Below are 13141 nucleotides of genomic sequence, written 5' to 3'. Positions count from 1 at the left end.
TTACATATTTCTGCGGTACTGACCGCCCACTTCGTAAAGAGCGTGGGTAATCTGGCCGAGACTTGCAACGCGGACGGTTTCCATCAGTTCGGCAAACACGTTTCCGCCTGAACTGGCCGTTTCTTTCAGTCTGTTCAGTGCTTCCTCCGCCTTATCTTCGTTGGACTTCTGGAAGTTACGAAGCTCTTTGATCTGGTGTTCTTTTTCTTCTGTGGAGGCACGGGCAAGTTCCATCGAATCAATATCCTCTTCCGACTGCGGATTAGGGTTAAGATACGTATTCACCCCGATGATCGGCATTTCACCGGAATGTTTCTTACTTTCATAATACAGGGACTCTTCCTGAATCTTACCACGCTGATACTGGCGCTCCATAGCCCCGAGTACTCCGCCGCGGTCGTTCATATTTTCGAACTCCTGCATGACCGCTTCTTCGACGAGATCGGTGAGTTCTCTGATTACGAAAGACCCCTGCAGGGAGTTTTCGTTCTTCGTAAGACCGTATTCCTTGTTGATGATCATCTGGATCGCCATAGCCCGGCGTACGGATTCCTGCGTCGGCGTCGTAATCGCCTCGTCGTAGGAGTTTGTATGAAGCGAGTTACAGTTGTCCTGGATAGCCAGCAGAGCCTGCAGCGTCGTACGGATATCGTTGAACTGGATTTCCTGAGCGTGCAGGGAACGGCCGGATGTCTGAACGTGATACTTCAGCTTCTGACTGCGCTCGTTCGCTCCGTACTTATTCTTCATCACGATTGCCCAGATGCGGCGTGCGACGCGCCCGAGTACGCTGTATTCGGGATCCAGACCGTTCGAGAAGAAGAAAGACAGGTTCGGTGCGAACTTGTCGACGTCCATACCGCGGCTCAAATAGTACTCCACGTAGGTGAACCCGTTTGCAAGCGTGAAAGCGAGCTGCGTAATCGGGTTCGCTCCCGCTTCCGCGATGTGATACCCGGAAATCGACACGGAGTAGTAGTTGCGCACGTCGTGGTCGATGAAGTACTGCTGGATATCTCCCATCATACGGAGGGCGAACTCTGTCGAGAAGATACATGTGTTCTGTCCCTGATCCTCTTTCAGGATGTCAGCCTGGACCGTTCCGCGCACTACGTGGATCGTGTCTTCACGGATCTGCTTCGCTTCCTCGGCAGACGGCTTCCTGCCCTCTTTCTCTTCAAATTTCTGAAGTTCCTTATCGATAGCCGTGTTGAAATACATGGCAAGGATGATCGGAGCCGGTCCGTTGATCGTCATGGAAACGGAAGTTTTCGGGTCGACGAGATCGAATCCTTCATACAGTTTCTTCATGTCTTCGAGCGTACTGATGTTCACACCGCTCTCCCCGACTTTTCCGTAGATGTCCGGACGCTCGCCCGGGTCTTCCCCGTAAAGGGTTACGGAGTCGAAAGCGGTACTGAGTCTTTTCGCTTCTTCGTTTTCGGAGAGGTAGTGGAACCGGCGGTTTGTTTTCTCCGGCGTCCCTTCCCCGGCGAACTGTCTCGTCGGGTCTTCTCCTTTCCGTTTGAAAGGAAATACACCGGCCGTGAACGGGAAGGCTCCCGGTACGTTCTCTTTACGAAGCCATTCGAGACGGTCGCCCCAGTCCGCATACTTCGGAAGGGCCACTTTCGGGATTTTCGTTCCGGATATGCTTTCTGTCGTCAGATCCATCGTAAATTCCTTGTCCCGCACTTTGTATGTGAACGTCTCCCCTGAATAGTTCTCATGGAGCGTATCCCAATGTTCCAGCTTTTCTTTCACTTCGCCGTTGATTTCTTTCACTACTTTTTTCTTCGCTCCCGTGATGGCTTCATTCTCACCGACGATTTTCTCCGTGCCTTCGAGCTGATACCACTGGCGGGCTTTTTCTGCCTGATCTTCCGTGAATTCATGATAGCCGCGCACTTCTTTCGCGATATCCCGGAGGTACTGCTTCCGGTCGTTCGGAATGATAACGTTCTGCTTTTCGACTTTGGATACCCGTTCAAGCGACGTTTCCGTATCCCAGCCGTACCGCTCATTTATTTCATCAAGAAGGGCAGCGAAAAGGGTGTTCGTCCCCGGATCGTTGAACTGACTGGCGATGGTGCCGTAGACAGGGAACGATTCATGATCTTCGTGGAACAGCATGTGACTGCGTTCATACTGCTTTCTCACCTGTTTCAGCGCATCCTCCGAACCTTTCTGTTCGAATTTGTTGATAGTGATGAAGTCGGCGTAGTCGATCATGTCGATCTTCTCGAGCTGGGACGGCGCCCCGAACTCGGCGGTCATGACGTACATGGAAAGGTCGGTGATTTCCGTAATTTCGGCATCCCCCTGGCCGATTCCGCTCGTTTCGATGATGATGAAGTCGTAGCCTGCTCTTTTCAGAATCTGTACCGCGTCCGTCACCGCTGTCGATATCTCCGTACGCGCTTCTCTCGTCGCAAGAGATCTCATGTATACGTTCGGGTGGAAGATGGCGTTCATACGGATTCTGTCCCCGAGGAGAGCACCGCCGGTTTTCTTCTTCGTCGGATCCACCGAGAGAATCCCCACTTTTTTATCCGGTACTTCATTCAGGAAGCGGCGTATCAGTTCGTCCGTCAGGGAACTTTTCCCTGCCCCGCCGGTACCGGTGATACCGAGTACGGGTACGTCTTTATCCGTCTGCCACTGCTTCCGGTAGCTTTTAAGTTTTTTCTCATCTGCGTTCTCCGCCTGCGTGATCATTCTTGCGATCGTAACCGGGTCCCCGGATTCCAGATCCATGTTATCTTTCACCGGCGGAAGGAAGTCGGCTTTTTCGACCATGCTGTTGATCATACCCTGCAGGCCGTGTTCCCGTCCGAACTCCGGAGAGAAGATGTGTGTCACTCCGTATTCATGGAGCTCCTTGATTTCCCGGGGCAGAATGACTCCCCCGCCTCCTCCGAACGTCTGGACGTGCTCTGCACCTTTTTCGTTCAGTAGATCGATCATGTATTTGAAGTATTCCATATGACCGCCCTGATAGGAGGAGATGGCAATCCCCTGGGCATCTTCCTGTATGGCAGCGTTGACTACGTCTTCCACAGAGCGGTTGTGCCCGAGATGAATAACCTCGGCACCTGTAGCCTGCAGAATACGTCTCATAATGTTGATTGAAGCGTCGTGACCGTCGAACAGACTGGAAGCGGTTACAAATCGCACCGCATGTTTCGGTTTATATACTTCCACAATAAATTCCTCCTTTATGGCTATCTGTAAGTTGCAACTCCTTCAAGCAAAAGACTGACCTGATGATCGATGTACTCTTCCAGTGTGAAGGACCTCTGAAGAATCCATCTGCGGAACCCCCACATCTGACCTTCCACGAACACGTTGTTGGCAATGACCGATATTTTACCGCGTGATGCTCCCGGAAGGCTGCACGCCAGTAATTCCTCCAGCATAGCCACCATTTCCTGTTCCTTCTCAAGGATATAATCTTTCGCCTCTTTCGGCAGTGCCTTCACTTCCTGGTAAAGAACGATTACTTCCTCCTGCAGATCATCCATCAGACGGAAATAGGAGCGGACCGCTTCTTCAAGAGGAGCACCGTCCGGCACGGAGGTGTCCACCACTTCTTTCATCCGTTCATTCACCTGTTCGTAGATGGAATCACATACAAGGAACAGCACATCTTCTTTCGTCCTTATATACTCGTAAAGCGTACCGATACTGAAACCGCTCGCTTTCGCGATTTCACGCGTCGTCGTTTTGTGGAACCCTTTATCCCGGAAAAGAGAGACAGCACCGCGGATCATTTCCTGGCGCCTCTTCTCCACGAGAGCCCTGTTCTTAATGGAAGATGGAACCTGTTTACTTCCCGCCATCGGCTTTCCCCTCCTGCTTCCATTCACCGAACCACTGTTTCGCGAGTGCATAAGGATCGTAATCCTCACGCTCGAGATTTCTGCTGCGGTCGCCGGATTCAATCCAGCGCCTGACATCCCGCCATATTTCTTCACGGATGAGCTCGTACACTTCCATTTCCCGCTGCATCCGCTTTTTCTCCTGACCGGAAGCCGTTTCTTCGAGGTAAATGCGGTGTTTCTTCATTTTCTCCCACATTTTCAAAATACCCTGCTTTTTCGTCGATACCGTTTTGACGATCGGCGGCTGCCACCCTTTCGGATCGGCAATCATCATGTAGTCTTCGAGTGTAAGTTTCAGTTTCTCGACGTCCGGCAGGTCCGCCTTGTTGATAACGAACAGATCGGCGATTTCCATAATACCGGCTTTGAAAATCTGAAGAATATCTCCGCTGTTCGGCGTAAGTACAAGCCCGGTCGTATCCACCACTTTCATCACGTCGAGCTCCGACTGTCCGACTCCGACTGTTTCCACAAGTACGATGTCAAAACCGGCAGCATCGCACATACGGATCGCGTCTTTCGTCGCCCTGGCAAGCCCGCCGAGACTTCCTCTCGTGGCCATACTGCGGATGAAGATGCCGGGGTCGACGAAATGCTGATGCATCCTCGTCCGATCCCCTAAAATCGAGCCTCCGCTGAACGGACTAGTCGGATCGATGGCAATGACCGCCACACTGAGATGCCGTTCCCGGAGAAGATGAAGGAGCTCGTTGATAAGCGTGCTTTTACCGGCGCCGGGAGAGCCTGTAATACCGATATAGTGAGCCTGTTTTTTAATGGAGAATATATCACTCATCAGCGTGAGTTTTTCTTCGTCTTCCCGTTCTGCCAGCGTAATGGCTCTTGCGAGTGCCCGACGATCTCCGTTATGAATTCTTTCAGCCAGCGAATGCATCGAATCGTCCTTTCTGTATTCCGGTACTTTTACTTCTTATAATCGGTTTACGGTACCGAAAGACCTTTTACTGAACGAAAGCAGTCGCCCCCGCGAAGACGGGAGCGCACAACTTACGCTATCAGCTGGTGACCATACGTCCGATTACGAGACGCTGGATTTCGTTGGTACCTTCATAGATCTGAGTGATCTTCGCGTCACGCATGTAGCGCTCTACCGGATAGTCTTTTGTATACCCGTACCCGCCGTAGACCTGGACGGCTTCTGTCGTTACTTCCATTGCAGCGTCACCGGCGAACAGTTTCGCCATTGCGGAAGCTTTTGCGTACGGCTTTCCTTCCGACTCGAGAAAAGCTGCCTGGTAAGTAAGCAGACGGGCCGCTTCCACGTCTGTCGCCATGTCCGCCAGTTTGAAGGAGAGACCCTGATGTTTGGCGATCGGTTTGCCGAACTGTTCCCGTTCTTTGGCATAGCCGATGGATTTATCGAGAGCACCCTGGGCGATTCCTACAGCCTGGGCAGCGATACCATTCCGTCCTCCATCGAGAGTCTGCATAGCGATTTTGAATCCTTCCCCTTCTTCTCCGAGGAGGTTCTCTTTCGGTATGCGGCAGTTTTCGAAAATAAGTTCCGTCGTCGGGGAAGACCGGATGCCGAGTTTCTTCTCTTTCTTACCGAACGTGAAACCGTCCGTCCCTTTCTCCACGATGAACGCGCTGATGCCTTTATGGCCGGCATCCTGATCCGTTTTGGCGAAAACGAGGTAAATGTCCGCCACGCCGCCGTTCGTGATCCACACTTTGTTACCGTTCAGAATATAATCGTCTCCGTCTTTTTTCGCCTGAGTACGCATGGAGGAGACGTCACTTCCTGCGCCCGGCTCGGACAATGCATAGGCTCCAAGAGCTTCCCCTGTTGCAAGACGTGTCAGGAAGTTTTCTTTCTGTTCCTTGTTTCCGAACGTGTAAATCGGCCAGCTGGCAAGGGAGATGTGGGCAGAAAGCGTCACACCGGTCGATGCACAGACGCGGGAGAGTTCTTCCACCGCAATCGCGTAGCTTACGAAATCGGATCCGATTCCGCCGTATTCCTCCGGCCACGGAATGCCTGTAAGACCGAGCTCGGACATCTGATCGAAAATATTGCGGTCAAACCTTTCCTCTTCGTCCCGTTCCGCCGCTGTCGGCTCTACTTCATTCTCCGCGAAGTCACGTACCATTTTTTTGAGCATCTGCTGTTCTTCTGTCAATTGAAAGTTCATACCTGTTCCCCTTTCTTCGGTTCGACTGCTTATTATTTCATCAAGTGCGTTCCAATGACCATCCGCTGAATTTCACTTGTACCTTCATAAATCTCACAAACTTTGGCATCACGGAAAAACCGTTCTACCGGGTAGTCTTCCGTATAACCGTAGCCGCCGTATACCTGGACAGCTTCAATACTAGTATTAACCGCAGCACGGGAAGCATAAAGTTTTGCCATCGACACTTCTTTGCCGCATGGCTGCTGTGCCTGCTGCAGACGGGCCGCTTCATACACCAGCAATTTGGCGGCTTCGACATCCGTAGCCATATCCGAAAGTTTGAAAGAGAGACCCTGGTGTTTGGCAATCGGTTTGCCGAACTGTTCCCGTTCTTTCGCGTAACCTACCGCATGCTCCAGAGAAGCCTGCGCTATCCCGAGTGCCTGAGCCGCGATGCCGATTCTTCCGGTATTAAGGTTGGCCATCGCAACGTCGAACCCTTTCCCTTCTTCCCCGAGCAGGTTCTCTTTCGGTATCCGGCACTGCTCGAAGTTGATGGCACACGTGCTTGATCCGTGCAGCCCCATTTTTCTTTCCACTTTTCCGACAGTGAAACCGGGAGTGTCTTTTTCCACAATAAAAGCGCTGATGCCTTTGCTCCTCGATTCTTCCGGGTTGGTACGGGCGAATACGATGAAAGTATCTGCCGCCTCGGCATTAGTGATGTACGCTTTAGAGCCGTTCAGGATGTAGGAATCCCCGTCTCTGACCGCTTTCGTTTTCAGACTGGCAGCGTCTGACCCTGCGCCTGGTTCCGTGAGGGCAAAAGCTCCCAGATACTCCCCCCTTGCCAGTTTCGGAATGTATTTCTTCTTCTGTTCTTCCGTTCCGAAGTAAAGAATCGGGTTCGTGCCCACTGAAGTGTGAACGGACAGAATCACCCCGACTGTCGCGCTGACCTTCGACAGTTCATTGATGGCGATAATGTACGAGGTGAAATCCATCTCGGAGCCGCCATATTCTTCAGGGATCGGTATGCCCATCAGGCCGAGTTCTCCCATCTTTTTCACTACTTCTATCGGAAAGCGGTCTTCCGCTTCCATGCGTTCTATGGCCGGGGCGACTTCGTTCTCAGCGAAGTCCCGGACCATTTTCTTCATCATCTGCTGTTCATCAGTTAAAAACATTCGGTTCTCTCCTATTCATAAACGTAAAAACCGCGCCCGGATTTCTTCCCGAGCCAGCCGGCTGCTACATATTTCTTGAGTAACGGACATGGACGATATTTCGAATCGCCGAATCCGTCGTAAAGTATTTCCATAATGGACAGACAAGTATCAAGGCCTATAAAATCCGCCAGCTGGAGCGGTCCCATCGGATGGTTCATGCCGAGCTTCATAACGGTATCCACGTCTTCTTTTGAAGCCACACCTTCGTAAATAGTGAAAACCGCTTCGTTGATCATCGGCATAAGAACCCGGTTGGCCACGAATCCCGGGTAATCGCTCACGTCCACCGGTGTTTTGGCCAGCTGTTCCGCCAGCTGTTCCACCCGTTCGAACGTCTCATCACTCGTCTGAATCGCACGGATAATTTCCACCAGTTTCATCACCGGTACGGGGTTCATGAAGTGCATACCTATAACCTGGGACGGACGATTCGTTACCGCCGCCACGTCCGTGATCGGAAGAGACGAGGTGTTCGTCGCAAGAATGGCATGGTCCGGCATAATGTCATCGAGCTGACGGAATACTTTTTCCTTCACATCCATCCGCTCTACTACGGCTTCGATTGCAAAGTCACAATGGGCAGCGTCTTCCATACCGGAAGCGGTCTCGAGGTGAGCTTTCGCCTGCTCCGCGCCTTCCTTTGTCATACGTTCCTTTTCGACAGCACGGTCAAGACGCTTATAGATTCCTTCGATCCCTTTTTTCAACGCTTCTTCGTTTACATCAAACAACTTTACGGAGAAATTGTGCGAAGCAAATACCTGTGCAATTCCGGCGCCCATCTGACCGGCACCTATAACAAAAATATTCTTCATGATTAAGCTCCCTCCACTTCGATCATAACCGCATCACCCTGGCCTCCGCCGGAGCAGATAGCAGCGATTCCGGTACCGCCGCCGCGACGACGAAGTTCGTAGGCAAGTGTAAGAATGATTCTGGCACCACTTGCACCGATCGGGTGACCAAGCGCCACGGCACCACCGTTGACGTTCACTTTATCCGTATCAAGTCCTGCAATCTTACCGCCGGCCAGTGACACGACCGCAAAAGCTTCGTTCACTTCGAACAGATCGATATCTTCCATTTTCTTGCCTGTTTTTTCAAGAATTTTGTTAATGACGAGTCCCGGTGTTTCAGGAAAATCCTGAGCTTCCACTGCAATTTCATCGTGGGCGATGATTGTGGCAAGCGGCTTAACGTTCTGCTGCTTCGCTTTCTCATCACTCATCAGTACCATTGCGCAGGCTCCGTCATTCACACCAGGTGCGTTGCCTGCCGTAATACTGCCATCCGGGTCGAAAGCAGGTTTCAGCTTCTTAAGTTTCTCCGCTGTCGTATCCAGTCTCGGTGCTTCATCGGTATCGACACTGATCGGATCACCTTTTCGCTGCGGTACTTCAACCGGTACAATCTCTTCTTTCATCACGCCGGATTCGATCGCTTTACCGGCAAGTTCATGACTGCGCGCCGCCCATTCGTCCTGGGCTTCTCTGGAAATGTCGTGCTTATTAGCCGTGCGGTTGCCGTAGCTTCCCATGTGGATGCCCTCGAAAGAGCAGGTAAGACCGTCGTGAAGCATCATATCTTTCACGGCACCATCGCCCATACGATAGCCGAACCTCGCTTTTGGAAGGAAATACGGAGCACTGCTCATACTTTCCATGCCGCCCGCGACGATGATCTCCTCTTCTCCGAGACGGATGAACTGATCACCCATCGTTACACTGCGCATACCGGAAGCACAAACTTTGTTGACGGTTTCCGTCTTCACATGCCACGGTATATTCGCATTCCGGGCCGCCTGTCTTGAAGGCAGCTGTCCCTGTCCGCCCTGAAGTACGCTTCCCATAATGACTTCTCCAATATCCTTACCTTCTACGCCGGCACGCTGCATAGCTTCCGCAATGACTTTTCCGCCAAGATCCGAAGCAGATAAAGAAGAGAGACTTCCTCCGAGTTTGCCAAACGCGGTACGTGCTCCATCAACAATCACTGTTTTTACCATTAATAATTCCTCCTCTGTAGTGGTAACGCTTTCAAATAATCCTATTGAACGCTCGCTCAATTTCCTCTCATAAGGAAAGTGTACAAAACTTTCTGTACACTTTCCACAATTTTTTGAATTTTATTTTACAGATCGGGCATTTTTCGCTTTAGTGTTTCTAAGCGGAAGCCCCCGCTTTATCTTTTTCATGCCAGCTCACGGGCTTCCAGAAACTCACGTTATAAGCCCTCCGGACCACCGGAAGGAAAACCTCTTCCGGATGGCCGGCCTGCTTATTCCGGTGTTTCTAAGCGGAAGCCCCCGCTTTATCTTTTTCAAAGATGGATTTTGCAAGTATTTCCGCGATGTCCATCGTGCTGACTGTTTCTTCGACTTCCTTCGCTTTCGTACCATCGGAGAGCATAGTCAGGCAGAACGGACAGCCACTGGAGATCATAGTCGGTTCCACTTCAAGTGCCTGTTCGGTACGGGCTTCGTTGACGCGGTTTCCGGTCTTCTCTTCCATCCACATCATTCCGCCACCCGCTCCACAGCACATGCCGTTGGAACGATTACGCTGCATTTCCACAACTTCTACACCCGGAATCATTTCAAGTACTTCACGAGGCGGTTCATACACCTCGTTGTAGCGACCGAGGTAACAGCTGTCGTGATACGTAATTCTTTCATTGACCGGTGCTTCCGGTTTCAGACGGCCTTCTTGAAGCCACTCTGCAAGCAGTTCCGTGTGGTGATACACTTCCGCTTCGAAACCGAAGTCCGGGTACTCGTTTTTGAAAATGTTGTAGGCGTGAGGATCGATCGTGACGATCTTCTTCACGTCGTTCTTTTCGAATTCTTTGATGTTCTTCTCCGCAAGTTCCTGGAACAGGAATTCGTTCCCCATGCGGCGGGCCGTATCTCCGGAGTTCTGTTCCTTGTTTCCGAGAATAGCGAATTTGATGCCCGCTTTGTTCATAAGTTTAGCGAAGTCCATCGCTATTTTCTGACTGCGGTTATCATATGATCCCATAGAGCTTACCCAGAACAGATACTCGAATTCTTCGCCTTCTTTCTTCAATTCCTTCACCGTCGGAATGTATGCTTCTTCATCAAGGTCACGCCAGTTTTCGCGTTCTTTCTTGGAAAGTCCCCACGGGTTCCCCTGACGCTCGATATTCATAAGAGCACGCTGACCATCCTGATCCATTTTCCCTTCGGTCATTACGAGATAGCGGCGCAGGTCGATGATTTTATCGACGTGTTCGTTCATGACCGGACAGGCGTCTTCACAGTTCCGGCACGTCGTACATGCCCAAAGTTCTTCTTCGGTGATGACGTCCCCGATCAGGTTCGTTTCGTTCACGCGGTCGACAGCATCGTTCTGTTCATTGCGGGCCATCGACGCGAGCATATTACCTTCGGTTCCGGAGAATGCGTAGGATGGCACCCACGCTTCGCGCCCTGTGACCGCTGCCCCTTTTTCGGTCAGGTGGTCACGGATCTTAACGAGAAGGTCCATCGGAGACAGCATCTTCCCGGATACGGAAGCGGGACAGACGTTCGTACAGCGCCCGCATTCCACACACGCATACAGATCGATCATCTGAAGCTGGTTGAATTCTTCCACTTTTCCGACACCGAAGGACACATCTTCCTCGTCCGTTTCATCATCAATGTCGAAATTGATCGGCTTCAGCTTCCCAGGTGCATCCTCACGACTGAGGAATACGTTGACCGGAGCTGCAATAAGGTGAGCGTGTTTCGACTGAGGTACATATACAAGAAAGCTGAGTAGCGTAATCAGGTGAATCCACCACATAACGAAAAATACTGCGGCTGCCGCTGTTTCCGGGAGCCATCCGAATCCGAGTGCGATAGCACTGGCCACCGGTTCCCAGACGCTTGCTTCATGGCCATGCCAGATAATGTTCATACCGTTTCCGGCCAGTACCGTCACCATCAGTGTTCCGATGAAAATAAGTACAAGACCGGCTTTCCAGCCGCGCTTCAGGCGGACGAGCTTCTCTATGTAACGACGGTAGAAAGCCCAGACGACGGCAACGATGATAGTGAGTGTTACGAGTTCCTGGAAAAACGTAAAGGCAGGATACAACGGACCCAGCGGCAAGTATGAATCAGGCGCCAGCCCCTTCCAAATAAAATCGATCGCTCCGAACTGTACAAGTATAAATCCATAAAACATCATGACGTGAATTGCTCCGGATTTCTTATCTTTGAGCAATTTTTTCTGACCGAAAACGTAAATACCTATCTTTTGAAGACGACGTTTGATCTTTCCGTCGAATTCAAACTTCTTCCCCATACGGATATAAGCAATTCTCGTCTGAACGATACGCGCGAACAGATAAAGCGCATAAATCGTTATTCCGAGAAAAAACAACCAGTTCACCAACAGTAAAGGATCCATCCTTTTCCCCCTCTTTCCTATTTTCTGTATTGAAACCCCTTTCATGTTCCAGTTAACTCTACTATAAAACTGAATGAGCATTCAGTCAACATGTTTCGCTTTTTTTCTTCCTGTATTTGTGAATGGAGATACGTGTATATCTCTATAATTTCAGTTACAATCAAGGTATGGATTTTTGGAGGTGGAGAGTTGCGCACTATTAAAATTATCATTTCACTTTTACTATGGATCGTGCTCGATCTGATCCTCGGCAGGAGAAGTCAGCGCAAACATAACCGTACGCTTGCGTTCGAACAGACGAGAGGGAACTACCGCTTCTACAAAAACGGTACTCCGCTTTTTGAGGATCTGTTCGAAGAGATTTCCCAGGCCCAGGAACAGATTGACGTATACTACTATCTCGTACGCCGGGATATCATCAGCCGCAAGTTTATGACACTCCTCAAAATGAAAGCGGAGGAAGGTGTAAGGGTCAACCTTCTCGTTGACCGGCTCGTAAGCGCGCCGCTTCGCCGGGAATACCGATCTTTGAAGAAAGCGGGCGTGGACGTAGCCTTCGCTGAGACGCCGAAGTTCCCTTTTTTCTTCTATACATTCAACCGGCGGAACCACCGGAAAATGGTGGTCATCGACGGAGTGATCGGCTACGTGGGCGGTTTCAACGTCGGCCGGGAGTATATCGGAAAAAGTTCCCAGTTCATCGACTGGCGCGACTATCATTTGCGGCTGACAGGTTCGATTGTCCGCGATCTGCACCGGATCATCGCGAGTGACTGGACGTACAATACCGGGGGGGCTCTTCCTTCCGTCGCTTACCGGGAAGGAGGAAAACACCCCTTCCAGCTTGTAGCGTTCGACGGAATAGGAGTAGAAAATACTTTCCTTACGATGATCAGGCGGGCCCGGAGGGAAATTCTCATCGGCAGCCCCTACTTCATCCCGACCAAAAGGATTCACCGGGAACTGCTCAAGGCGCTGGAGCGCGGGGTGGACGTCCATATTCTGCTTCCGCTGAAACGCGATCACGCTTTCGTAAAAGAGGCCGGTTTCCCGTCTCTTCAGAAACTTGTCCTTAGCGGAGCCAACGTCTACCACTACAACGCAGGCTTCTATCATGCGAAGCTCGTTCTTGTTGACGAAGAAGCCGCCGATATCGGTACGGCGAATTTCGATAAGCGGAGTATGTTTCTGAATAAGGAAGTGACTATCTCCATTTTCGAAGAAAGTTTCGTCCGGCATCTGCGTTCCGAGTACTTCAAAGATACAGAAAACTCTCTCGTATACGGTAAGGAACAGGCTGCTAACCCTTCTGTAGCCACAAAAGTGAAAACGCAGCTCGTCAAACCGTTTCGCTGGATGCTTTGACCTTCTTTCTGTAAAAAACAAAAAGAGTGATCAGCTTGTAGAGAAACCCCGTGTTTTTCTGCAAGCTTTTTTTGTGCAGTTCGTGCGGGCGAATACCACTCGCTTTCCGC

General features: G+C 50.9%; 9 protein-coding genes. 1 reads left to right on the top strand and 8 read right to left on the bottom strand.

Annotated elements, in window-relative coordinates; all coding sequences use genetic code 11:
* The 8 genes from icmF to AAV35_RS02160 all read right to left on the bottom strand — a co-directional run bounded on the left by icmF (position 1) and on the right by AAV35_RS02160 (position 11666).
* Positions 1 to 3204 carry a fused isobutyryl-CoA mutase/GTPase IcmF gene (gene icmF / locus AAV35_RS02195; protein WP_008590505.1) on the bottom strand — a complete coding sequence of 1068 codons (3204 nt, stop codon included), beginning with the start codon at positions 3202 to 3204 and terminating at the stop codon, positions 1 to 3.
* A 20-nt stretch (positions 3205 to 3224) separates the two neighbouring features.
* Positions 3225 to 3842 carry a TetR/AcrR family transcriptional regulator gene (locus tag AAV35_RS02190; RefSeq protein ID WP_008590508.1) on the bottom strand — a complete coding sequence of 206 codons (618 nt, stop codon included), beginning with the start codon at positions 3840 to 3842 and terminating at the stop codon, positions 3225 to 3227.
* Positions 3829 to 4779 carry a methylmalonyl Co-A mutase-associated GTPase MeaB gene (gene meaB, locus AAV35_RS02185; protein WP_008590509.1) on the bottom strand — a complete coding sequence of 317 codons (951 nt, stop codon included), beginning with the start codon at positions 4777 to 4779 and terminating at the stop codon, positions 3829 to 3831. Before meaB ends, AAV35_RS02190 begins: the two co-directional genes overlap by 14 nt.
* Positions 4780 to 4900: 121 nt before the next feature.
* A complete protein-coding gene (locus tag AAV35_RS02180) occupies positions 4901 to 6040 on the bottom strand; it encodes an acyl-CoA dehydrogenase (protein WP_008590510.1) in 1140 nt (379 codons plus the stop codon).
* Positions 6041 to 6072: 32 nt separating this feature from the next.
* On the bottom strand, positions 6073 to 7209 hold the full coding sequence (locus tag AAV35_RS02175; RefSeq protein ID WP_008590511.1) for an acyl-CoA dehydrogenase: 1137 nt from the start codon (positions 7207 to 7209) through the stop codon (positions 6073 to 6075).
* Positions 7210 to 7220: 11 nt separating this feature from the next.
* Positions 7221 to 8066 carry a 3-hydroxybutyryl-CoA dehydrogenase gene (locus tag AAV35_RS02170; protein ID WP_008590512.1) on the bottom strand — a complete coding sequence of 282 codons (846 nt, stop codon included), beginning with the start codon at positions 8064 to 8066 and terminating at the stop codon, positions 7221 to 7223.
* A gap of 2 nt (positions 8067 to 8068) precedes the next feature.
* Positions 8069 to 9256, bottom strand: coding sequence for an acetyl-CoA C-acetyltransferase (locus AAV35_RS02165; RefSeq protein ID WP_008590513.1), 1188 nt, complete (start codon positions 9254 to 9256; stop codon positions 8069 to 8071).
* Between the two features lie 286 nt (positions 9257 to 9542).
* Entirely contained in the window at positions 9543 to 11666 is a 2124-nt protein-coding gene (locus AAV35_RS02160; protein ID WP_008590514.1) for a (Fe-S)-binding protein, read from the bottom strand.
* Between the two features lie 189 nt (positions 11667 to 11855).
* Between AAV35_RS02160 and cls the strand changes: the two genes are divergently transcribed.
* Positions 11856 to 13031, top strand: coding sequence for a cardiolipin synthase (gene cls / locus AAV35_RS02155; protein ID WP_008590516.1), 1176 nt, complete (start codon positions 11856 to 11858; stop codon positions 13029 to 13031).
* The last annotated feature ends 110 nt before the right edge of the window (positions 13032 to 13141 follow it).

The organism is Salimicrobium jeotgali, from assembly GCF_001685435.2.
In the GTDB taxonomy this organism is placed as follows: domain Bacteria; phylum Bacillota; class Bacilli; order Bacillales; family Halobacillaceae; genus Salimicrobium; species Salimicrobium album.
The sequence above is the reverse complement of the archived record's forward strand: the minus strand, read 5'-3'. Positions and strand labels throughout refer to the sequence as shown.

Bases quoted from the DNA above. Each gene is read 5' to 3' on its own strand.
- AAV35_RS02180 (WP_008590510.1), bottom strand. From the start codon at position 6,040: ATGAACTTTCAATTGACAGAAGAACAGCAGATGCTCAAAAAAATGGTA.
- AAV35_RS02160 (WP_008590514.1), bottom strand. From the start codon at position 11,666: ATGGATCCTTTACTGTTGGTGAACTGGTTGTTTTTTCTCGGAATAACG.
- AAV35_RS02175 (WP_008590511.1), bottom strand. From the start codon at position 7,209: ATGTTTTTAACTGATGAACAGCAGATGATGAAGAAAATGGTCCGGGAC.
- AAV35_RS02170 (WP_008590512.1), bottom strand. From the start codon at position 8,066: ATGAAGAATATTTTTGTTATAGGTGCCGGTCAGATGGGCGCCGGAATT.
- AAV35_RS02165 (WP_008590513.1), bottom strand. From the start codon at position 9,256: ATGGTAAAAACAGTGATTGTTGATGGAGCACGTACCGCGTTTGGCAAA.
- meaB (WP_008590509.1), bottom strand. From the start codon at position 4,779: ATGCATTCGCTGGCTGAAAGAATTCATAACGGAGATCGTCGGGCACTC.
- AAV35_RS02190 (WP_008590508.1), bottom strand. From the start codon at position 3,842: ATGGCGGGAAGTAAACAGGTTCCATCTTCCATTAAGAACAGGGCTCTC.